Origin of the sequence: Roseomonas acroporae (assembly GCF_023223525.1) — a bacterium.
Classification (GTDB): Bacteria; Pseudomonadota; Alphaproteobacteria; order Acetobacterales; family Acetobacteraceae; genus Roseomonas_E; species Roseomonas_E acroporae.
Genome location: NZ_JALPRX010000007.1, coordinates 61,542 through 83,225, shown reverse-complemented (window position 1 = coordinate 83,225; position 21,684 = coordinate 61,542). Strand labels below are relative to the sequence as shown.

19 protein-coding genes are annotated in these 21,684 nt (G+C 74.5%); 14 read left to right on the top strand and 5 right to left on the bottom strand.

The features are described from left to right. The first annotated feature begins 32 nt into the window (after positions 1 to 32). Positions 33 to 1,850, top strand: coding sequence for a phosphogluconate dehydratase (gene edd, locus M0638_RS02290; RefSeq protein WP_248665334.1), 1,818 nt, complete (start codon positions 33 to 35; stop codon positions 1,848 to 1,850). A 136-nt stretch (positions 1,851 to 1,986) separates the two neighbouring features. On the opposite strand, the gene M0638_RS02285 is transcribed toward edd, so the two are convergent. Beyond that, entirely contained in the window at positions 1,987 to 2,862 is an 876-nt protein-coding gene (locus M0638_RS02285; RefSeq protein WP_248665333.1) for an IclR family transcriptional regulator domain-containing protein, read from the bottom strand. A 379-nt stretch (positions 2,863 to 3,241) separates the two neighbouring features. Here M0638_RS02285 and M0638_RS02280 point away from each other — a divergent pair, with 379 nt between their 5' ends. Genes M0638_RS02280 through M0638_RS02245 form a run of 8 tightly spaced genes read left to right on the top strand, consistent with a single transcriptional unit; the run spans position 3,242 to position 9,261 of the window. Then, the gene (locus M0638_RS02280) at positions 3,242 to 4,375 is read left to right on the top strand and encodes an ABC transporter substrate-binding protein (RefSeq protein ID WP_248665332.1); all 1,134 of its coding nucleotides are present in this window, start codon (positions 3,242 to 3,244) and stop codon (positions 4,373 to 4,375) included. Positions 4,376 to 4,381: 6 nt separating this feature from the next. Further along, complete coding sequence (locus M0638_RS02275) at positions 4,382 to 5,251, top strand: branched-chain amino acid ABC transporter permease (RefSeq protein ID WP_248665331.1); 870 nt, start codon at positions 4,382 to 4,384, stop codon at positions 5,249 to 5,251. Further along, the gene (locus M0638_RS02270) at positions 5,248 to 6,126 is read left to right on the top strand and encodes a branched-chain amino acid ABC transporter permease (protein WP_248665330.1); all 879 of its coding nucleotides are present in this window, start codon (positions 5,248 to 5,250) and stop codon (positions 6,124 to 6,126) included. Before M0638_RS02275 ends, M0638_RS02270 begins: the two co-directional genes overlap by 4 nt. Then, the gene (locus M0638_RS02265; RefSeq protein ID WP_248665329.1) at positions 6,126 to 6,872 is read left to right on the top strand and encodes an ABC transporter ATP-binding protein; all 747 of its coding nucleotides are present in this window, start codon (positions 6,126 to 6,128) and stop codon (positions 6,870 to 6,872) included. Before M0638_RS02270 ends, M0638_RS02265 begins: the two co-directional genes overlap by 1 nt. Then, on the top strand, positions 6,869 to 7,624 hold the full coding sequence (locus M0638_RS02260) for an ABC transporter ATP-binding protein (RefSeq protein ID WP_248665328.1): 756 nt from the start codon (positions 6,869 to 6,871) through the stop codon (positions 7,622 to 7,624). The genes M0638_RS02265 and M0638_RS02260 overlap by 4 nt, the downstream gene beginning before the upstream one ends. After that, positions 7,624 to 8,091, top strand: coding sequence for a nuclear transport factor 2 family protein (locus M0638_RS02255; RefSeq protein ID WP_248665327.1), 468 nt, complete (start codon positions 7,624 to 7,626; stop codon positions 8,089 to 8,091). Before M0638_RS02260 ends, M0638_RS02255 begins: the two co-directional genes overlap by 1 nt. A 23-nt stretch (positions 8,092 to 8,114) precedes the next feature. Next, on the top strand, positions 8,115 to 8,390 hold the full coding sequence (catC, locus tag M0638_RS02250; protein ID WP_248665326.1) for a muconolactone Delta-isomerase: 276 nt from the start codon (positions 8,115 to 8,117) through the stop codon (positions 8,388 to 8,390). 13 nt (positions 8,391 to 8,403) lie between these two features. Next, complete coding sequence (locus M0638_RS02245) at positions 8,404 to 9,261, top strand: MBL fold metallo-hydrolase (RefSeq protein WP_248665325.1); 858 nt, start codon at positions 8,404 to 8,406, stop codon at positions 9,259 to 9,261. Between the two features lie 28 nt (positions 9,262 to 9,289). Here the strand turns inward: M0638_RS02245 and M0638_RS02240 are convergent, their stop codons facing one another. After that, positions 9,290 to 10,036 (bottom strand): hypothetical protein, encoded by a 747-nt coding sequence (locus tag M0638_RS02240; protein ID WP_248665369.1) that lies wholly within the window; start codon positions 10,034 to 10,036, stop codon positions 9,290 to 9,292. Positions 10,037 to 10,487: 451 nt separating this feature from the next. After that, entirely contained in the window at positions 10,488 to 12,149 is a 1,662-nt protein-coding gene (locus tag M0638_RS02235; RefSeq protein ID WP_248665324.1) for a GMC family oxidoreductase, read from the bottom strand. A 248-nt stretch (positions 12,150 to 12,397) separates the two neighbouring features. Here M0638_RS02235 and M0638_RS02230 point away from each other — a divergent pair, with 248 nt between their 5' ends. The 4 genes from M0638_RS02230 to M0638_RS02215 all read left to right on the top strand — a co-directional run bounded on the left by M0638_RS02230 (position 12,398) and on the right by M0638_RS02215 (position 17,299). Further along, the gene (locus M0638_RS02230) at positions 12,398 to 12,907 is read left to right on the top strand and encodes a L,D-transpeptidase (protein ID WP_248665323.1); all 510 of its coding nucleotides are present in this window, start codon (positions 12,398 to 12,400) and stop codon (positions 12,905 to 12,907) included. 165 nt (positions 12,908 to 13,072) lie between these two features. Beyond that, positions 13,073 to 14,470 carry an ethanolamine ammonia-lyase subunit EutB gene (locus tag M0638_RS02225; RefSeq protein WP_248665322.1) on the top strand — a complete coding sequence of 466 codons (1,398 nt, stop codon included), beginning with the start codon at positions 13,073 to 13,075 and terminating at the stop codon, positions 14,468 to 14,470. A gap of 181 nt (positions 14,471 to 14,651) precedes the next feature. Beyond that, entirely contained in the window at positions 14,652 to 15,410 is a 759-nt protein-coding gene (gene eutC, locus M0638_RS02220; protein ID WP_248665321.1) for an ethanolamine ammonia-lyase subunit EutC, read from the top strand. A 299-nt stretch (positions 15,411 to 15,709) separates the two neighbouring features. Continuing rightward, positions 15,710 to 17,299 (top strand): Na+/H+ antiporter, encoded by a 1,590-nt coding sequence (locus M0638_RS02215; protein ID WP_248665320.1) that lies wholly within the window; start codon positions 15,710 to 15,712, stop codon positions 17,297 to 17,299. A 136-nt stretch (positions 17,300 to 17,435) separates the two neighbouring features. Here M0638_RS02215 and M0638_RS02210 read toward each other — a convergent pair whose 3' ends face one another. Next, on the bottom strand, positions 17,436 to 18,017 hold the full coding sequence (locus tag M0638_RS02210) for a GNAT family N-acetyltransferase (RefSeq protein WP_248665319.1): 582 nt from the start codon (positions 18,015 to 18,017) through the stop codon (positions 17,436 to 17,438). A gap of 242 nt (positions 18,018 to 18,259) precedes the next feature. Here M0638_RS02210 and M0638_RS02205 point away from each other — a divergent pair, with 242 nt between their 5' ends. Then, positions 18,260 to 19,078: an SDR family NAD(P)-dependent oxidoreductase gene (locus M0638_RS02205; protein ID WP_248665318.1), complete on the top strand. Its 819-nt coding sequence runs from the start codon at positions 18,260 to 18,262 to the stop codon at positions 19,076 to 19,078. Between the two features lie 309 nt (positions 19,079 to 19,387). Here M0638_RS02205 and M0638_RS02200 read toward each other — a convergent pair whose 3' ends face one another. Further along, entirely contained in the window at positions 19,388 to 21,547 is a 2,160-nt protein-coding gene (locus M0638_RS02200) for a protein-disulfide reductase DsbD family protein (RefSeq protein WP_248665317.1), read from the bottom strand. Positions 21,548 to 21,684: the final 137 nt, after the last annotated feature.

Genomic DNA, 21,684 nt, shown 5'->3' with positions numbered 1-21,684 from the left:
GGCCCGCGCCGCCACGGAACAGGGGATGCCGAATGTCCGTCCAGAGCCGCATCGCCGAGGTCACCGACCGCATCGCCGGGCGCAGCCGCGAGACGCGCGGGCGCTACCTCGCCCGCATCGAGGCGGCGGCGGCCGCCGCCGGGGGCAGGCGGCCCCGGCTGGGCTGCGCCAACGAGGCGCACGCCTTCGCCGCCTGCGCCGCCGGCGACAAGCCGCACCAGTTCGCGGCGGACGCGCCGAATCTCGGCATCGTCACCGCCTACAACGACATGCTCTCGGCGCATCAGCCCTACGAGCGCTTCCCCGAGCTGATCCGGCGGGCGGCGCGGGCGGCGGGCGGCACGGCGCAGGTGGCGGGCGGCGTGCCGGCCATGTGCGACGGGGTGACGCAGGGCGAGGCTGGGATGGAGCTTTCCCTGTTCTCGCGCGACGTGATCGCGCTGGCGACCGGCGTCGCGCTCTCGCACCAGGTGTTCGACGCGGCCGTGTATCTCGGCGTCTGCGACAAGATCGTGCCGGGCCTCGTGATCGGCGCGCTGAGCTTCGGGCACCTGCCGGCGGTGTTCGTCCCGGCAGGGCCCATGACCTCCGGCCTGCCGAACGACGAGAAGGCGAAGATCCGCCAGCTCCATGCCGAGGGGAAGGTAGGGCGCGAGGCGCTGCTGGAGGCGGAGGCGAAGGCGTATCACGGGCCGGGCACCTGCACCTTCTACGGCACCGCCAACACCAACCAGATGCTGATGGAGATCATGGGGCTGCACCTGCCGGGCAGCTCCTTCGTCAACCCGAACACCGGCCTGCGCGACGCGCTGACCGAGGCCGCCGCGCGGCGCGCCATCGCCATCACGGCGCGGGGGAACGACTACACGCCGGTGGGGCGCGTGCTGGACGAGAAGGCGTTCGTGAACGGCATCGTCGGGCTGCACGCGACGGGCGGCTCGACCAACCACACCATCCACCTCGTCGCCATGGCGGCGGCGGCGGGGATCGTGCTGCGCTGGGACGACTTCTCCGATCTCGCCGAGGTGACGCCGCTGCTCTGCCGCATCTACCCGAACGGCAAGGCGGACGTGAACCACTTCCACGCCGCCGGCGGCATGGGCTTCCTGATGCGCGAGCTGCTCGGCGCCGGGCTGCTGCACGAGGATGTGGAGACGGTGTGGGGCAAGGGCCTCTCGAACTACCTCGTGGAGCCGGCGGTGGGCGGCGACGGCGCGCTGGAATGGCGCGAGGCGCCGGTGGCGAGCGGCGACGAGGCCGTGCTGCGCGGCGCGGCGTCGCCGTTCCAGCCGACGGGGGGGCTGCGGGTGCTGGAGGGCGATCTCGGCCGCGCGGTCATCAAGACCTCGGCGGTGGCGCCGGAGCGGCACGTGATCGAGGCGCCGGCGCGCGTCTTCCACAGCCAGGAGGAGGTGCAGGCGGCGTTCCGCAAGGGAGAGCTGGACCGCGACTTCGTGGCGGTGGTGCGCTTCCAGGGGCCGAAGGCGAACGGCATGCCGGAGCTGCACAAGCTGATGCCGCCGCTCGGCGTGCTGCAGGATCGCGGCCGGCGGGTGGCGCTGGTGACGGACGGGCGGCTTTCCGGCGCCTCGGGCAAGGTGCCCTCGGCGATCCATGTCACGCCGGAGGCGCTGGAGGGCGGGCCGATCGCGCGGGTGCGGGACGGCGACATGGTACGCGTGGACGCGGTGGCCGGGCGGCTGGACGTGCTGGTGGAGCCGGCGGAATGGGCCGCGCGCGCACCGGCCACGGCGGATCTCTCGGCCTCGCAGGCCGGGGTGGGGCGGGAGCTGTTCGCGGCGTTCCGCGCCGGGGTGGGCTCGGCGGAGGCGGGGGCGGCGGTGTTCTGAAGGCCGGTCGGCGCGTGCGTTGACGCAGCCGGGGCACTACCCCGGACCCCGCCGGGAAGGGCGCCGCCCTTCCCCGTCTTTCCCTCGGCCCCCATCCCGCAAAGGGGCGAGGCCCCCTTTGGAACCCCCGATTTCTCTACCAGTGCGGCACCAGCGCGGCGATCTCGCGCGCCGCGTCGCGCAGCACCGGCAGGAACGCGCGGCGCATCCGGTCGAGCGTGGCGCGCCCGCTGGCGGTGCCGATGTTGAGCGCGGCCACGGTGCGGCCCTGCCGGTCGGCGACGGGCACGGCGATGGAGCGGTGGCCGAGCTGGATCTCGCCGTCGATCAGCGCGTAGCCCTGGCGGCGTGCCTCCAGGATGCGCTCGCGCAGCGCCGCGTGGTCGGTGACGGTGCGCTCGGTCCAGGCGGTGCGCGGGTACTGCGCGAGCCATTCCTCGATCCGCGCATCGTCGAGGCCGGCGAGCAGGACGCGGCCCATGGCGGAGCAGTGCGCGGGCAGGCGCGTGCCGACCTCGATGCGCGCGGAGAAGACACGGCGCATCTCGTGGCGCGCGACGTAGAGGATGTCCGGCCCGTCCAGCACCGCCATGGAGCAGGATTCGCCGAGCGCCCCGACCACCCGGCCGATGACGCGCGACGCCAGCTCGCCGCGCCCATAGGCGTTGAGGTAGGCGCTGCTGAGGTTCAGCACGCGCGGCGTCGGCCAGAACAGCTTGCCGTCGGTGGCGAGGAAGCCGAGTTCGGCCAGGGTCAGCAGGAAGCGGCGCGCCGTGCCGCGGCTGAGGCCGGTGGCGGCCGCCACCGCCGAGAGGGTCAGCCGCTCCCGGCCAAGGCCGAAGGCCTGGAGCACGGCGAGGCCGCGCTCCAGCGCCACCACGAAGTCGGCACCGCGCAGCGCGCCGCCTTCGGCCCCGGCGGCGTGGCCGGGCGCCTGGATGCCGTCCTCGGGAGCCCGCCGGACGGGCCGCGCCGGCGGTGCCGCCTCAGCGGCGAGGATCGACCTGGGCATGCATGGAATTCTCCCCCCCGTACGGCGTTGCCGCCTTCTCGTTTCCGGCGAACCGTCGCCGCAGCATGGCACGGCCGGCTTGACGGCGCAGCCACCGACATGCGTAATCTGCGGACAAATGTCCGGCAAGCGGACGGAAGCAAGGCTTCGGCGCCCTTCTCCCGGCTTCGTGCGGGATCGGCGACCGGAGCGCCCGCACAGGGCGACGGAGGAGCGTGGCATGTCCGAGCCGATCGGATCCGACCACCAGGCCTGAGACGATGCCCCGCCGGCGAAGGCGGGGATGTCGTCATGGGTTCGCCATGGGATTCGGACGTCACGCTGCCCGCGCCCGCCGGAACCGCCGAACGACGTGCCGACTGGGGAAGGAAGTTCGAGAATGCTGACCCGCCGCCAAACCCTCGCGGCCGCGATGGCCGCACCCGTGGCCGTCCCCCTGGCCGCGCCGCGCCTCGCGCGCGCCCAGCAGGGCCAGCCCTACGTGGTCGGCACGCTGTTCCCGATGGCCGGGCCGAACGCCGAATACGGCGGCGTGTTCACCGCCGGCGTGCAGATGGCGCTCGACCACATCGCCGCCGACCGCATGCTCGGCCGCCCCGTCGAGCTGCGCGCGCAGGACAGCCAGGGCACGCCGCAGGGCGGCGCCACCGGCATGACCAAGCTCGCCAGCGTGGACCGCGCGAACTACGTGCTGGTCGGCTTCACCGGCGTCTCCAAGGCGGCGGCGCCGATCGCGGCGCGCGCGAAGGTGCCGATGGTGAACGGCGGCGGCGTCGGGCCGGACCTCGCGGGGCTCTCGCCCTATTTCTGGAACGTCATCCCGCTGGTGAACCTGGAGGTGCGGGCGCTGCTGCCCTGGCTCGGGCGCAGCGGGCTGAAGAAGATCGCGCTGATCTACGTGGACGACCCGTTCGGCAACGCCATCCTGGCCGAGCTGCGGCGCGGCCTGCCGGAAGTCGGTGCCAGCCTCGTCGGCACCTTCAGCGTGCCGCCGGGCTCGCAGCAATTCGCCGCCGTGGCCGCGAAGGTGCGCGACGCCGGGGCGGATGCGGTGTACTTCGCGAGCTACGGCGCGCAGCAGTCGCAGATCATCAAGCAGCTTCGCGACAACGGCGTGAGCCAGCAATTGCTGACCTATTCCGGCGCCACCCTCGCCTCGGTGGCGGCGCTGCCGGAGGCGGAGGGGCTGGTCTTCACCCGGCAGGCGGCGGACTGGTCGTCGGACGACCCGGTGACGAAGCGCTTCGTCACCGACTGGCGCGCGAAGCACGGCGGCGATCCCGGCTCCTACCACCAGAACTACTACAACGGCACGCGACTCTTCGCGCTGCTGGCGCAGGGTCTGGAGAAGCAGAACAGGCCGGTGGACGGCGACGGCCTGCGCGCCGAGCTGCTGCGCGTGCGCGAATTCGCCTTCGTCGGCGGCAAGGCGAGCTTCGACGACCAGGGCTGCGTCACCATGCCGATCGAGGTGAACAAGCTGCAGGGCGGCCAGTACGTCCGGCTGTCCTGAACCGCCATGCTGATCCTCCAGCTTCTCGTCAGCGGCATCCAGACGGGGGCGATCTACGCGCTGACCGCCGCCGGCTTCGCGCTGATCTTCGGCGCGACGCGCATCTTCCACGTCGCGCACGGGGCGACCTTCGCGCTGGCGGGCTACGCCTTCGTCGGGCTGGTGAACGGCGGCTTCGGCTGGCCGCTCGCCTGCCTCGGCGCGCTGGTGCTGGCCGTCGCCTTCGGGCTGGCGATGGACCGGTTCGTGTACCGGCCGATCCAGCGGCACGAGGGCTCCTTCTTCACCGTGTTCGTCGCCGCCTTCGGCGTCACCATCATGGTGCAGAGCCTGATCGAGATCGGCTTCGGCCGCAGCTTCGCCGCCGTCTCCACGCCGCTGACCCGCGCGCACCAGCTCCTGCCCGGCCTCTACGTCGCCGAGGTGTTCTGGGTGGCGGTCGCGGCGGCGCTGGTGCTGTTCGCGGCGGTGACGCTGTTCCTGGAGCGCACGCGGCTCGGCATCGGGCTGCGCGCGCTGTCGGAGAACCCGGAGCTGCTGCGCGCCTACGGGCTTTCGGCGCGGCGGCTCTCGATGATCGCCTTCGGCCTCGGCTCGGCGCTGGCCGTGCCGGGGGCGGTGCTGACGGCGATCACCACCGGGCTGCAGCCCTCCATCTCGGCGCAGGTGATGCTGGTCAGCCTCGCCGCCTCGGTGGTGGGCGGCATCGGCAGCCTGCGCGGCGCGGCGCTGGCCGGGCTGCTGCTCGGCGTGGTGGAGAACCTCGTCGTCTCGGTGCTCGACACGCAGTGGAGCAGCGCCGCCGGCTTCGTGGTGCTGTTCGCCTTCATCCTCTTCCGCCCCAGCGGGCTGTTCGGCCGGGCCGTCGCGCGATGATCGCCTACCTCCTCAACCTCGCCACCCTCGCCACGGTGTTCGGCATCCTGGCGGCGAGCCTGAACCTGCTGATCGGCTATGCCGGCATCTTCAGCATGGCGCATGCGGTGTTCTTCGGCCTCGGCGCCTATGCCGGGGCGCAGATCGCCATGCTGCTGGTGCCGGACGTGCTGCTGGCCTGCCTCGCCGCCGCCGCCGTGGCCGGGCTGCTCTCGCTCTGCCTCGCCCTGCCGGCGCTGCGGGTGCGCGGCGAGTACTTCGTGGTGGCGAGCCTCGGGCTGCAGATGGTGGCGATCACGGTGTTCTCCGAGGCGCACGCCGTCACCGGCGGGCATGGCGGGCTGGTCGGCATCCCGCCGGCGACGCTGTTCGGGCTCAACATCGGCGACCCGGGCGCCTTCCTGCTGGTCTGCCTCGCCGTGCTGGCGCTGGTGCTGCTCGGCATCCGGGTGCTGATGCGCGGCTCCTTCGGCCGCTCGCTGATGGCGATCCGCGACAGCGAGAGCGCCGCCAAGGCCTTCGGCAAGGACGTGCCGCGCATCAAGACGCTGGCCGTCGGGCTGGGCTGCGCGCTGGCCGGCGTGGCGGGGGCGCTGTTCGCCTTCTACATGGCCTTCGTCAACGTCGAGAGCTTCACGCTGGAGCAGTCGGTGCTGGTGATGGCGATGGTGATCATCGGCGGCACGGCGACGCTGGCCGGGCCGCTGATCGGCGTGCTGCTGCTCCTGCTGCTGCCGGCCGGGCTCTCCTTCCTCACCTTCATCCCGCCGACCGAGATCGGCGCGGTGCAGCAATTCATCTACGGGCTGGCCATGACCCTGCTGATGATCTTCCGCCCCGCCGGCATCGCCGGCCTCTCCACGGGGCGACGCTGATGCAGGGCCTGCTTTCCGTCCGCGGGCTGGAGAAGCACTTCGGCGGCCTCGCCGCGGTGCAGAAGGTGGACCTCGACCTGCAGGAGGGCGTGACCACGGCGCTGGTCGGGCCGAACGGCGCCGGCAAGACGACGCTGTTCAACCTCATCACCGGCAACATCGTGCCCGATTCCGGCACGGTGACCGTGGCCGGCGCGGCGGTGACGGGGCGCCGGCCGCACGAGATCGCGCGGCTCGGCGTCGCCCGCTCCTTCCAGGACCTGCGCCTGTTCGGCCGCATGACGGTGCGCGACAACGTGCTGGCGGCGATCGAGCACGGCGCCTGGTTCTGGCAGCCGGGCGGCGGCGCGGCGCGGCGGGCGCGGGAGGCGGCGGTGGAATCGGCGCTGGAGCGCACCGGCCTTTCGCACCTGGCGAAGGCGCGGGCGGTGGACCTCTCCTACGCCGAGACGAAGTTCCTCTCCGTCGCGCGCATCCTGGCGACGGGGGCGCGCATCTGGCTGCTGGACGAGCCGGCCTCGGGGCTCGACCTCAACTCGCGCAACCGCTTCGTGGCGCTGGTGCGCGAGGCGGTGGCGGCGGGCGTCACGGTCTGCCTGATCGAGCACAACCTCGACATCGTGACCGAGCTCGCCGACCGCATCGCCTTCCTCGACCGCGGCGCCAAGCTGGCCGAGGGCGAGCCGGCGGCGATCCTGCGCGATCCCGAGCTGATCGCCATCTACTTCGGGGAGCGACGCCCATGAGCGCCACCATCGCCGAACCCCGCCAGGCCCCCTCCCCCACAGCGCCGCCGCCGGCGCTGGAGACGCGCGGGCTGGTCTCCGGCTATGGCGGGCGCGAGGTGCTCTCGGGGCTCGACATCGCGCTGCCGCAGGGCGAGGTGCTGTGCCTCGTCGGGCACAACGGCGCCGGCAAGTCCACGCTGATGAAGCTGCTCTTCGGCCTGCACCAGCCGAGCGCCGGCACCATCCTGCTGCGCGGCGCGCCGGTGCGGCCGCGCCCGGAGCTGATGGCGCGCGAGGGCGTGGCCTACGTGCCGGAGGGGCGCGGCGTGTTCCCGGGGCTGGCGGTACGGGAGAATTTCGCCCTCGCTCTGTGGTCGGCGCGGCTGGCCGGCGCGGAGGCGGAGGCGCGCACCGAGGAGGTGCTGACCGTGCTGCCGCGCATCCGGGAGTTCTGGACTCGGCGCGCCGGCACGCTCTCGGGCGGGCAGCAGCAGATGGTCTCGATCGGCCGCGCGCTGCTCTCGCGCCCCTCCATCCTGCTGCTCGACGAGCCCTCGATCGGCCTCGCGCCCAAGACCTTCCAGGACCTGCTGGCGCCGATCCGCGAATTGCAGCAGCGACTCGGCATGTCGGTGCTGCTGGTGGAGCAGAACGTGGGCGAGGCCTTCGCCGTCTCGGACCGCGTGGTGGTGATGAAGTCGGGGCAGGTGATCTTCCGCGGCGTGCCGGCGGACCTCGCCGACCACGCGAAGCTGATGGAGATGTTCTGATGGCGGACCTGGAAGCGCGGATCCGCCGCATCGAGGACGAGCTGGAAATCGGCCAGCTGCGCGCCCGCTACTGCCACCTGCTGGACGACCGGCGCTGGGATGCGTTCGTCGACCTCTTCACCGAGGATGGCAGCTTCACCGGGCTGGAGGCCGTGACCGGCCATGCCGCGCTGATGGAATTCTTCAGCCGCCGCGTGCCGGCGCTCGCCGAGCAGTTCTGGCACTTCTGCACCAACGGCACGGTGGAGATCGCGGGCGACACGGCGACGGGGCGGATCTCGATGGAGTACCTCTCCGTCACGCAGGGGGTCTCCTACGTCTCGGCCGGCCACTACGACGACGTGATGGTGCGCACGGCGGGGGGCTGGCGCTTCCGCTCGCGCCGGATCACCTTCTACTACCTCTCGCCGCTCAGCGAGGGCTGGACCGGCGGCCGCGTGCCGCGGCCGGGACCGTCTCCGGCCTGAGCCCCCCACCGAGGAGACACGCCATGCTGTTCCACTGCGCCATGGAAGTGCGCCTGCCGCCCGACATGCCGAAGGCCGAGGCGGACGACATCAAGGCGCGCGAGAAGGCCTACGCGCAGGACCTGATGCGCAAGGGCAAGTGGCCGCACATCTGGCGCGTCGCCGGGCGCTACGCCAACATCTCGATCATCGAGGCGGCGGACGCGGACGAGCTGCACGCGATGCTCTCCTCGCTGCCGCTGTTCCCCTACATGGACATCGAGGTGACGCCGCTGGCGCGCCACCCCTCCGCGATCTGAGCGGGGGGTTCCGATGAGCGGGATTCCCGAGCGGCAGGTGCCGGCGATCCACCACCGGCGCGTGGGCGAGGTCGCCGTCACCGTGGTCAGCGACGGCGTGCTGACCGGCTCCATGGCCGTGCTGCAGAACATCACGCAGGACGAGTCCTCGGCGATGCTGCGCGCCGCCTTCCGGCCGGTGCCGCGCCAGACCGCGATCAACACCTTCCTGGTCCGCGCCGGCGGCCGCACCGCGCTGATCGACACGGGCTGCGGCCCGGACATGCAGGCGGCGGTGGGGAAGCTGCCGGAGAACCTGGCGGCGGCCGGCGTGGCGCCGGGCGAGATCGACCTGGTGCTGCTGACCCACATCCACCCCGACCACTCGAACGGCCTCGCCGATGCCGAGGGGCGGGCGATCTTCCCCAATGCCGAGCTGGCGCTGCACGAGTCGGAGCTGGCCTACTGGGAGGACGCGGCCGCGAAGGGCGTCGCCTATGCCGACAAGGCGCGGGAGCAGATCGCGCCCTATCGCGGCCGGCTGCGCCTGTTCCGCGAGGGCGAGGTGTTCCCCGGCCTGGAGGCCGTGCCGCTGCCGGGCCACACGCCTGGCCATACCGGCTACCGCGTCTCGGATGGCGGGGAGAGCGCGCTGATCTGGGGCGACATCGTGCACCTGCCGGAGGTGCAGGTGCCGCGCCCCGAGGTGACGATGCAGTTCGACGTCGACCCGGCGCAGGCGGCGGCGACGCGGCGACGGGTGTTCGACATGGTGGCGACGGACGGGCTGCTCGTCGCCGGCATGCACCTGCACTTCCCGGCCTGGGCGCATCTGGCGCGCGAGGGCGGGGGCTACCGGCTGTACCCGGAGCCCTGGCGGCAGGCGATCTGAACGGGCGCCTCCTTCCGCGGGCCGTTGCTCAGCGCCGCCGGCCACCGCCGCCGCGCGCGCCCATGGCCCCCCCGTAGGCGCCGCCGTAGTAGCCGCCGAACCGGCCCCCGAAGACCCCCGTGGGGCCGCCGGGCCGGCCGGCGAGGCCGGGGGTGCCGAGGCCCGAATTGCCCAGCCCGGCGCTGCCCAGGCCGGAGCCGGTGCCCGCCGGGCCCAGCCCTCCCTGGAAGATCCCCGCCCGCCCGCCGGCGAAGCTCGCCGGCGGCCCGCCGCCGCCCAGCCCGGCACCACCCGGGCGCGCCGGCCCCGCGAAGCCCGGCCCGCCCGGGCGCCCGCCGGCCGGTGGCGGCGGGCTGGCGCGCCAGCCGCCGGCATAGCGGCCGCCGTAGTAGCCGCCCCAGCGGTAGCCGGGGGAGCCGTACCAGCCGCCGCCGTAACGCCATCCGCCATAGTACCAGGGCGTATAGGCGAGGCCGATGCCGACGCTGACGCCGGGCCAGTAATAGGGCGAGCCGTAGGGCCAGCCACCGCCGTACCAGCTGCTGCCGTAGCCCGCGTAGTAGGGACTGGCATAGGCGCCGTAGGCGTAGCCGTACGGGTAGTAGGTGGCATAGGGATAGGCCGGGTAGACGGGCGCCGCGTAGCCATAGGCCGGCGTCGCGAGGACCGTGCCGGCGGGCACGGGCTGCCCCGTCTTGTAGGGCGCGCAGCCGGCGAGGCTCGCCGCTGCCGCGCCGGTGAGCAGGAAGCCGTGCAGGCGGGACAAGGAAGGCATCGTCGTCTCCAACCTCGCGGAGCGGCCGCGACCGTCAACCCCGATGCGGCCGACCCTTTCGCGGCCGACCTTTCCACGGCCGGTCCCGGCGCGACGGGCCGCCGCTCCGCCCTGGGATGCGCCGGCCGGTTGCAGCCGCATCCCCGGGCGTTGCGGCAAGCCCCGCGCCAGGGCGACGGGAGGGGCGACGGGACGGAGCAGCCACACCGGAGCAGTCCCCACCCGCGCCGGGCCCGGCCGGGCCGCCGCGAATGGCCACGCCCATCGGCAGATGGGCATGCGGGGAAGGCTTGTCGCCCCCCGTTCCGCCCCCATGCACCCGCAGGCTTACAACGGCATCCCCGGTCGCGCCGTTCCCTGCCGGCCCGCCCCAGGGTCCGCCCTGAAGTCCACCCGGACCCGTCTTGCCCGCCCCGGGCCCGTGCCATGGAAAGGCGCGGGCACCCCTCGCTCAGGCCGCGTCGGCGCGCAGCACCGCCGGCTCCTCCGCCGGCCGGCCGCGGATCATGTCCGAGGCCTTCTCGGCGATCATCAGCGTGGTGGCGTAGGTGTTGGCCGATGGCATGCTCGGCATGACCGAGGCGTCCACGACGCGCAGCCCCTCCATCCCGTGCACGCGGAGCTGGTCGTCCACCACGGCGGTCGGGTCGCTCGCCGGGCCCATCCGCGCCGTGCCGATCAGGTGGTAGCAGGTGGAGCCGTTGCGGTAGGCGTAGTCGAGCAGCTCGTCATCGGCCCGCACGTCCGGGCCGGGCAGGGTCTCGCGCTCCAGGTAGGGGGCGAGTTCGGGCGTGTTGAGCAGGCGGCGGACGAGTCGGATGCCGCCCAGCGTCACCTGCCGGTCCATCGGGTCGCTCAGGTAGTTGGGCTGGATCACCGGGTCCTCGAACACGTCGGTGGAGCGGGCGCGGACATGCCCCTTGCTCTCCGGCCGGTGCGGCCAGGCGCCGGCGGTGACGCCCGGATACTCGTCCAGCACGTACACCGCGCCTTCCTTGTAGGAGCCGGGGGTGAAGACGCATTGCAGGTCCGGCGCGCCGGGCGCGTCGTCGGAGCGCCAGAAGACGTGCACCTGCGAGGGGGCGAGGGCCAGGATGCTCGGCCGCCCCGTGGCCCAGCGCGCGATCTGCAGGCCGAGGCGCGGGCCGCGCGAGAGCTCGTTCATCGTCGTCACGCCGGGCTTCGCGCGCATCACCAGCCGCACCGCGTAGTGGTCGCGGAAATTCTCGCCCACGCCGGGCAGTTCGTGCACCACCGGCACGCCGAGCCGGCCGAGCAGCGCCGCCGGGCCGACGCCCGAGACCTGCAGCAGCCGCGCCGTGTTGGCGGTGCCGCCGGAGAGGATCACCTCGCGCCGCGCCCGCACCTCGCGCGGCGCGCCGCCGCGTGAGGCGAGGTAGCGCACGCCGACGGCGCGCCTCCCCTCGAACACAATGCCGCAGGCGCGGGCGTTGGTGCGCACCTCCAGGTTGCGCCGCGCCATGGCGGGCTTGAGGAAGCCCCGCGCGGCGCTGACCCGGCGCCCCTTGAGGATGGCGCGCTGGAAGTAGCCGACGCCGGCCTGGCTGCCGCTGTTGTAGTCCGGGTTGCGCGGGATGCCGGCGTTGACGCAGCCCTGGATGAAGGCCTCCGAGACCGGGTGGATCCAGTCCATGTCGGTGACCGGGATGCCGCCCGAGCGGCCGCGCACGGAATCGTCCGCCACGCCGATGCGCCGCTCGGTGCGCCGGAAGTAGGGCAGCACGTCGGCATAGCCCCAGCCGCGGTTGCCGCGCTGGGCCCAGCTGTTGAAGTCGTCCGGCTGGCCGCGGTTGTAGACCATGCCGTTCACCGAGGAGGAGCCGCCCAGCGTCCGCCCCTGGGTGGTGCTGATCGGCCGGCCGCCGGTGCGCTCGGTGGGCTCGGTCTTGAACTGCCAGGTGCAGGCGGGGTCGAACAGGGTCTTGATGAAGCCGGCGGGGATGTGGATGTAGGGGTTGCGGTCGGGCGGCCCGGCCTCCAGCACGCAGACCGTGGTGGTGCCGTCCTCCGTCAGCCGGTTGGCGAGCACCGAGCCGGCGGCGCCGGCGCCGACGATCACGTAGTCGAAGCTGTCCACGGCGGCTGTCGCCATCGTTCCCGTTCCCTCCCGTCGCCCGGCGCCCGGCCATCGCGTTCCCCGGCAGCTTACAGCAACCGGGCACGGCGTCAGCCCCGGGCGGGACCGGCGGGCGGCATCGCGCGTCCCACGGCGGCGTGCGCCGACCGGCTCGACGCAATTTCATTTCGATATCGAGTGAAGAGGTCCAGTATCGGCGGCCTCGCATCGCGGCGACCGGAACGCTGGGGCGGTCCGCGGCGGCGCGTTCATTGGAGGAGACGATGGCCTTCGGCACGCCCCTGTCGGACTTCCTCGGCGCCCTTGGCGGCATCGCCGACTTCATCGAGGACGCCGCCGACCGGATCGACAAGAATCCGCTGGCCAACCCGCCCGCGGAGGGCGACTGGATCGTCGTCTCGGAGGACCGGCACGTCATCGTGCTCTACCACGAGGGCACGAAGGTGAGGACCATCACCGACTTCTCGACCGGCGGGAGCTGGGACGGCAAGCCGCATCCCACCCCGACCGGCAAGCACAAGGTGATCAGCAAGGACGCCGACCACGTCAGCAGCAGCTACAAGGACAAGAGCGGGAATCCGGCCCCGATGCCGCTCTACGTCCAGTTCGCGCCCGCCGTGGGGTTCCACGTCGGCAACCCGCAGACCAGGTCGCACGGCTGCATCCACCTGACCCGGGCCGACGCGAAATTCGTCTTCGACTGGTCGCATGTCGGCAAGACCCATGTCTGGGTGCTGCCCCGGGGACCGAAGAAGCGGGAGGAGGACGAGTAGCGGCGGGAGCGGCGACGGCAGGACGTTTCCCGCCGGCGCCGATCCCCGCATCACGCCACCTCCGTCCCGCCCCGCTTCGGGGAGCTTGCGCCCGGCGTCCGTCCCGGCGACGCTGGGCGCGGGACGGGAACCGCCAATCACCCATGCAGGCCCGGGAGCCCGACCATGGGATACGCCTGGACCCTGGGCGGCGAGCGCCATCGCTTCGACGACCTCAGGGCACTGCTCGCCGCCGCCTCGCCGCGCCGCTCGGGCGACGAGCTGGCCGGCCTCGCCGCCGCGAGCGAGGCCGCGCGCATCGCGGCCCGCTACGCGCTGGCCGACCTGCCGCTGCGCCGCTTCCTCGACGAGGCGCTGGTGCCCTACGAGGCGGACGAGGTGACGCGGCTGATCCTCGACACGCACGACGCCGCCGCCTTCGCCCCCGTCGCGCACCTGACGGTGGGCGGCTTCCGCGACTGGCTGCTCTCCTACGACGCCGACGCGGCGGCGCTGGCGGCGCTGGCCCCCGGGCTGACGCCGGAGATGGCGGCCGCCGTCTCCAAGCTGATGCGCAACCAGGACCTGATCGCGGTGGCGCGCAAGTGCCGGGTGGTGACGGCGTTCCGCTCCACCATCGGCCTGCCCGGCCGTCTCGCCACGCGGCTGCAACCGAACCACCCGAGCGACGACCCGCGCGGCATCGCGGCGGCGGTGCTGGACGGGCTGCTCTGCGGCAGCGGCGACGCGGTGATCGGCGTCAACCCGGCGACCGACAGCGTGCCGAACGGCATCGCGCTGCTGGAGATGCTCGACGCGCTGCGGGCCCAGTACGACATCCCGACCCAGACCTGCGTGCTGACGCACGTCACCAACAGCCTCGCCATGATGGAGCGCGGCGCGCCGGTCGATCTCGTGTTCCAGTCCGTCGCGGGGACGGAGGCGGCGAATGCCGGCTTCGGCGTCTCGCTCGCCGTGCTGCGCGAGGCGGAAGCGGCGGCGCTGTCGCTCGGGCGCGGCACGGCGGGGCGGAACGTGATGTACTTCGAGACCGGCCAGGGCGCAGCGCTCTCGGCCGAGGCGCATCACGGCGTGGACCAGCAGACGGTGGAGGCGCGCGCCTACGCCGTGTGCCGCGCCTTCCGGCCGCTGCTGGTGAACACGGTGGTGGGCTTCATCGGGCCGGAATACCTCTACGACGGCAAGCAGATCATCCGCGCCGGGCTGGAGGACCATTTCTGCGGCAAGCTGCTCGGCGTGCCGATGGGCTGCGACGTCTGCTACACCAACCATGCCGAGGCCGACGGCGACGACATGGACGTGCTGATGACCGCCCTCACCGTCGCCGGCTGCAATTTCCTGATCGCGGTGCCCGGGGCGGACGACGTGATGCTCGGCTACCAGAGCCTTTCCTTCCACGACATCCTGACGCTGCGCGCCACGCTCGGCGTGCGGCCGGCGCCGGAATTCGAGTCGTGGCTGGCGCGGATGGAGATGCTGGACGCGCGCGGCCGGCTGCGCGAGCTGGCGCCGCAGAGCCCGCAGCTCGCGCGGCTGCTGCCCTACGCCGCCGATGCCGGCTGAGCCGGGCGTGGCGGCGGGCGACGTGCCACCCGGCACGGGCGAGGCGGCCGGCCGGGCGAGGGAGGACGGTCCGGCCGATCGGGACGCGGCGGCAAGCCGGGCGCCCGGCCCGGCCATCGGCCGGACACGCGGCGCGGACGCCGATCCCGCTCCGGGGGCGCCGCCCGACATGCCTCCCGACATGTCTCCCGATCCTTGGGCCCGCCTGCGCCGCGCCACCAACGCCCGGATCGGTCTCGGGCGCAGCGGCGACACCATGCCGTTGCGGCACGTGCTGGAATTCCAGCTCGCCCATGCCCGCGCCCGCGACGCGGTGCACGCGGCGCTGGACCTCGACGCGCTGGCGGCGGCGCTCGCCCCGGCCGGGCTGCCGGTGCTGCGGGCGCGCAGCGCCGCCGCCGACCGCGCCACCTATCTGCGCCGGCCCGATCTCGGGCGGCGGCTCGCGCCCGGGGAACGTGACGCGCTGCCGGCGGCGGGGCAGGAACTCGCCTTCGTGATCGCCGACGGGCTTTCCGCCGCCGCCGTGCAGCGCCACGCCGCGCCGGTGCTGCTGGCCTGCCTGGAGCGACTGCCCGGCATCGGCGTGGCGCCGGTGGTGCTGGCGACGCAGGGGCGCGTGGCGCTGGGCGACGAGATCGGCGAGCGGCTCGGCGCGCGGCTGGTGGTGGTGCTGATCGGCGAGCGGCCGGGGCTGAGCGTGGCCGAGAGCCTGGGCGCCTACGTCACCTTCGCGCCGCGGGCCGGGCGGCGGGATTCGGAGCGCAACTGCGTCTCCAACATCCACGATGGCGGCGGGCTGCCGCACGCGGTGGCGGCGGAGCGGATCGCCTGGCTGGCGCGCGAGGCGCTGCGGCGCGGGCTGACCGGCGTGGGGCTGAAGGACGACCGGGCGCTGGTCGGGGACACCGACCAGGCGGCGCGGATCGAGGGACGCTGATCGGGAAAGGCGCTGATCGAGGCGGCGCCGGTCGGGGCCATCGCCGGGCGGGAGCCGGCCAGGGCACGCCGACCGGAACACGCCGACCGGAACACGCCGACCGGGGCACTTCGCCGGCGGCGCCCCGATCGCGGCGGTCGAGGCCGTCGTGGCCGGGCGGCATGGCGGCGGGCCGCCGTTGCCCCGGAGGGCAGCGGCGAACGGGACATCACGGCCGCCGGCGCTGCGGCCGGGCCGTCTGGCCCATGGCCGCCGCCCGGGCCGATACTGTGCCGAACCGACACGGCCAAGGAACCGGCATGCACCCCGCCGCCACCTTCGAATTCGTCCTCCTCCTGCTGTTCGTCATCCTCGGCCTGGAGATGCTGGCCCACCTGCTGCGCCTGCCCTCGGCGGCGGCGCTGATCCTGGGCGGCATCGTGCTGGCCTTCGTGCCGGGCATCCCGTCCTTCACGCCGGACCCGGAGCTGGTGCTGGTGCTGTTCCTGCCGCCGCTGCTGCTGGACGGGGCCTACTTCACCGTGCTGGCGGAATTCCGCCGCTACCTCGGCGGCATCCTGTCGCTCGCCATCGGCGCGGTGGTCTTCACCACGCTCGCCGTGGGGCTGGTGGCGCACTGGGCGGTGCCGGGGCTGCCCTGGGCGGCCTGCTTCGCGCTCGGCGCCGTGGTCTCGCCGCCGGACGCGGTCTCGGCCAAGGCGGTGCTGGCGAATGTGCGCCTGCCCCGCCGCCTGCTGGCGCTGCTGGAGGGCGAGAGCCTGCTCAACGACGCCACCGGCCTCGTGCTGTTCCGCTTCGCCGTGGCGGCGGCGATGACCGGCACCTTCAGCCTGGGCGAGGCGGTGCTCACCTTCGCCACGCTGGGCCTCGGCGGCGTCCTGGTCGGGGGGGCGATCGGCTTCGCCTGGGTGTGGCTGCTGCGCCGGCTGCGGCACGACACCACGCTGACCATCGTCGCCGCCTTCCTGCTCTGCTGGGCGGCCTACATCGCGGGGGAGGCGCTGCACGTCTCCGGCGTGCTCGCCACCGTGGCGGCCGGCCTCGTGCTCGGCTGGTACCAGCACGAGATCTTCACCGCCGACATGCGGCTGCGCGGCACCGCCACCTGGCAGGCGATGGTGTTCGTGCTGGAGGCGCTGGTGTTCATCCTGATCGGCCTCTCGCTGCGCGGCGTGATCGAGCGGCTGGGCGGATTCGGGGCGGCGCTGGACAGCCTGACCGGCCCGGTGCTGGCGGTGGTGGCGGCGGTGCTGGTGTCGCGCTTCCTCTGGGTGTTCGGGGTGGACGTGCTATGCGCCCTGCTCGGCGGGCGGCTGCCGGGCACGCGGCCCGCCCCCTTCTCGCCCGCCGCCTCGACCGTGCTGAGCTGGGCCGGGATGCGCGGCGTGGTGACCCTGGCCATCGCCCTCTCGCTGCCCGAGGCGATGCCGGGGCGCGACCTGATCCTGGCCGCCGCCTTCGCCTTGATCCTGGCCACGGTGCTGCTCCAGGGCACCACGCTCGGGCCGCTGATCCGGCTGCTGCGCGTCGGCGTCGGGAGCGAATCGTCGCACCACCTGACGGCGGCCGAGGCGCGGGCGCGCATGGCCGCGGCACAGCTCGCCGCCGTCGAGGCGCGCGCGCACGACGCGGACGGCACGCTGCGCCACCCGCGCCTGCTGGAGCAGTACGGCTACCGCGCCCGCGCCGCCGACCGGTACAGCCGGGAGTCGGAGTTGCTCGGCCAGCACCGGGACGAGCACTTCGCCGTGGTGCTCGCCGCCATCGCCGCCGGGCGCGCCGAGGTGCTGCGGCTGCACCGCGGCGGCCGGATCCACGACGAGGTGCTGCACGTGCTGGAGCGCGAGCTGGACCTGCAGGAGAGCGCGACCAGCAGCCTCGGCACCTGAGCGGGAGGCCTCCCGGAAGGCACCGGGCGGGAAGGTCGGCATGCCGGCGGCGGGCAACCGGCCGCCGCCGCCTGCTTCCGGTCCGGGCGCGGCAGCCGGGCGGGCCGCGATGGCGACCCGGCGCCCGGCATGGGCCTCAGCGCCGGAGATATCCTTCCAGGGTCGCGCGGACCCGGGGCCATTCCGTGTCGATGATGCTGAAGCGGACGGAATCGCGCCTGCGGCCGTCCGGCATGATCCGCTCGTTGCGCAGGACGCCCTCCTGCGTGGCGCCCAGGCGCAGGATCGCCCGTCGCGACCGCTCGTTGAGCACGTCGGTGGTGAGCTGCACCCGGATGCAGCCGAGCGTCTCGAAGGCGTGGCGCAGCATGAGGAATTTCGCCTCCGTGTTGGCCCCCGTCCGCTGGCGCGAGGCCGAGAGCCAGGTGCCGCCGATCTCGAGCTTGCGGTTCGCGCGGTCGATCTTCCAGAAGCGGGTCGAGCCGATGGCGGCGCCGGTGGCGGCGTCCTCGGTCACGAAGGGCAGCATGGTGCCGGCCTCGCGGCCGGCCAGCGCCTGGGCGTCGTAGCCGGCCACCGTCTCCGCGGACGGAACCACGGTGAAGGGGAGCGTCCAGAGTTCGCCGTCGGCTGCCGCCGCGACCAGGCGTGCGGCATCGTCGCGCTCCAGCGGCCGCAGCCGCACCCGTTGCCCGGCCAGCGTCGGAAAGCCGTCCATTCCCGTCCCCTGTCGCCCGGCCCGTTCACGGCGAGGCCGGAGCGCCTTCCGGGTGCCGTCTGGGCGCCGGAGGCACGGCTCGCCCGTGGCCTGCCGCGGGCCGATGTAGCACGCGGCATGGCCGGCGGGGCAGCCGCGCCGCCCGTCGTCCGTCCCGCCGCCGGTCACCCCTGGCGGTCTCCGCCCGCCCGGCCGATCATCCCGGCCACCGCCGATGCAACGGCGGCAAGCGGGGAGGAACGATGACCAACCAGGATTTCGCGGGCCGCGTCGCCGTCGTCACGGGCGGGGCGAGCGGCATCGGCGCCGCCTGCTGCCGGCTGCTCGCCGCGCGCGGCGCCCGCGTCGCCGTGGCGGACCGCGACCTGCCGCGCGCCGAGACGCTGGCGCGCGACATCGTTGCCGAGGCGTTCGCCCTCGACGTCGCCACCGCCGCCGGCAACGAGGCGGCGGCCGCCGCCATCGAGGCGCGGCTCGGGCCGGTGGACCTGCTCGTCACCTCGGCCGGCGTGCTGCAACGGCCGCTGCGCCCCGAGGATCTGCCGGAGGACGAGGTGGAACGCGTGGTGCGGATCGACCAGCTCGGCACCTACCATTCCGCCGTGGCCTTCGGGCGGCGCATGGCGGTGCGCGGAAGCGGCGCGATCGTGACGGTCGGCTCGATCGCCGGGATGCGCTCCATGCCGCTGCACGCCTACTCGCCGGCCAAGGCGGCGGTGCTGGAGATGACGCGCTGCCTCGCCGCCGAGTGGGGCCGTTCGGGCGTGCGGGTCAACGCCGTCTCCCCCGGCTTCACCCTGACGCCGGCCCTGCAGGCGGCGATCGACAAGGGCGAGCGCGACGTGTCCCGGCTGGAGGAGAACAGCGCGCTCGGCCGCATGGTGACGCCGGAGGAGATCGCCGAGGCGGTGTGCTTCCTCGGCTCCGACGCGGCGCGGGCGATCACCGGCATCGACCTGCCGGTGGATGCGGGCTGGCTGGTGGCCGGCTCCTGGGCCAGCTACGGCGCCCTGCCGGCGCCGCGCGGCAACGCCGGCCGGAACGGTTCGCGAACCGAATGAACCAGAGGCCTCCCCGATGGGGGACCGACCCGCGTCGAGCCGCCTGTCGGCGCGGCGGCCGGCAGGCATGCCCGGGGCGCTGTCGGCCACCCTTCGCGAACGGGCAGCGGCGGTCACGGCGGGCCCGGCCCGCGCAACGCCCCGCGCGCCGTGCCGGGCGGGCGGCAACGCGGCATCCCGCCGCCCGTCGCTCCCCGGGCCGACCCGCCGGAGCGGATCCCGTTCGCCGCGGCTCACGGAACCGCTCCGGCTCCCTGTTTCCCGGGCCTCCTCACCCGCTCGGGCGATTCCACCCGATCGGGCCCTGCCCTAACCGCCCCGCGCTCCGCCCCGCGCTTCGTCCCGTGCTTCGTCCCTTTGGCCGAGCCGCCCCAGCACCGTCGCCTCGGTCAGCAATTGCGGCAGCACCACCGGCTCGCCGCCCGGCGGGTAGAACACGTAGAGCGGCACGCCGTCGCGCCCGTGCGCGCGCAGGAAGGCGGTGATCTCCGGGTCCTGCCGGGTCCAGTCGCCCTTGAGGTAGGCCACGTGCCCGCGCGCGAAGGCCGCGCGCACCGCCGCCGGCGCCAGCGCGATGCGCTCGTTGACGAGGCAGGTCACGCACCAGGCCGCGGTCATGTTCACGAAGACCGGGCGGCCCTCGGCCCGCAGCGCCCGCAACCGCGCCGCGCTGAACGGCTCGGAGGCCTCGTCCGCCGCCACCCTGGCGGCCGGCGCGGCATCGCCGCCCGCCGCCACCGCCCCGCCCAGCCCGAGCAGCCCGAGCCCGGCCAGCAGCGCCGCCCCCTGCCCCACGCGCCGCCACGCGCCGCGACCGCGCGCCGCCACGCCCAGTACCCAGGCCGCGAAGCCCAGCAGCGCCATGCCGCACAGCACCGCCAGCGCCGCGTCCGGCCCGCCCTGCTGCGCGATCACCCAGACCAGCCAGATCGCGGCGCCGTACATCGGGAAGGCGAGGCCCTGCCGCAGCACCTCCATCCAGGGGCCCGGACGCGGCAGCATCCCGGCCAGTCGCGGCAGCAGCGCCAGCAGCGCGTAGGGCGCGGCCAGCCCCAGCCCCAGCGCCAGGAACACGCCGAGCGTCGCCGCCGCCGGCATCGCCAGCGAGGCCGCCACGGCGGTCGCCATGAAGGGCGCGGTGCAGGGCGTCGCCACCAGCACGGCGAGCAGCCCGGTGGCGAAGCTGCCGAGATGCCCGCCCCGCCCCGCCAGCCCCTGCCCGGCCCCGGCGAGGCGCCAGCCGATCGCGTACGCGCCCGAGAGGTTCAGCCCCAGCGCGAAGAGCAGCCAGGCCATGGCCGCCACGAACAGCGGCGACTGGAACTGGAACCCCCAGCCCGCCGCCGCCCCCCCCGCGCGCAGCGCCAGCAGCAGCCCGCCCAGCCCCGCGAAGGCCAGCAGCACCCCGGCGGTGTAGGAGGCGGCGTGCGCCCGCACCTCGCCGCGCGCGGCACCGGAGAGGCGGGCGATCGCCACCGCCTTCATCGCCAGCACCGGGAAGACGCAGGGCATCAGGTTCAGCAGCAGCCCGCCGAGCAGGGCGAGGCCCAGCACGCGCAGGTAGCCCGGCGCGCCCTCGGGCCCCGCCCCGCGCGCCGCCCCGGCGGACTCCGTGCCGGACGCCACGCCAGGCACCCCACTTGGCACCCCGCCGGGCGTCGCCGTCACGGCGAGCGCGCGTTCGCCGCCCGCCGCGTCGCGCAGCACCAGCACGCCTTCCAGCGGCGCATCGGCGCGGAAGGCCGGGCCGGTCGGCAGCGCCAGGGCGAGGCCGCCATCGCCCGGGCGCAGCGTCTGCGGCGCGGCGTTGCGCAGCGCGTCGGGCTCGCCCGGCAGGAACCAGGCCTCGCGCACCGTCGCGGCCGACAGGCCCTCCCCCGTCACCGCCAGCGTGCCGTCCGGCGCCACCTGCGCGGCGAAGGGCGAGGGCACGGGCAGCCTCGCCTCGGCGGCGTCGAAGAGGGATGCCTCGGCCGAGGGCGCGCCGTCGCCCGCCGGCAGGTCCAGGCCGAAGCGCCCTTCCTCCGGCACGCAGACGCGCTCGCAGACCAGCCAGGACGCCTCCGCCTCGACGCGCAGCCCCCCCGCCGGCGCCGCGACCGTGACCGGCACGGCCAGCAGCACCTCGTCGGTGTAGCCGAAGGTCATCAGCGGCCCTTCCGGCAGGCGCCGCGGCACCGGCCAGGCGATCTCCCCGGCCGTGGCCCCCGCCGGCAGCGTCAAGGTCAGCGTTGCCGCCGTCCCGGCATCGCCCGGGTTGCGCCAGTAGGTGTGCCAGCCGGGCGCGAGGCGGAAGCGCAGGGCGAGGCGCAGCCTGCCATCCGGCCCCAGGCTGTCGCGGTCGGACACCAGCGTCACGGTGGCGCGCGGGCTCGCCACCGCCCCGCTCTCCAGCGCGGCAGCGGGCGGCGCGAGCGCGGCCGGCAGCAGCAGGAACAGGGCGAGGCAGAACGGCGGCAGGCGGCGCATGGGCGTTGGCGGACCCGGTCAGGACAGGCCGGCGGCCCCCGCGCGGCAGGCCGGGGGTGTCGGAAAGGCAGCACCTAGTCACGGCACGGCCGCCGCCGCAAGGCCGCGGCGCGGTGGCCGGCGGGGCCGCCTTCTCC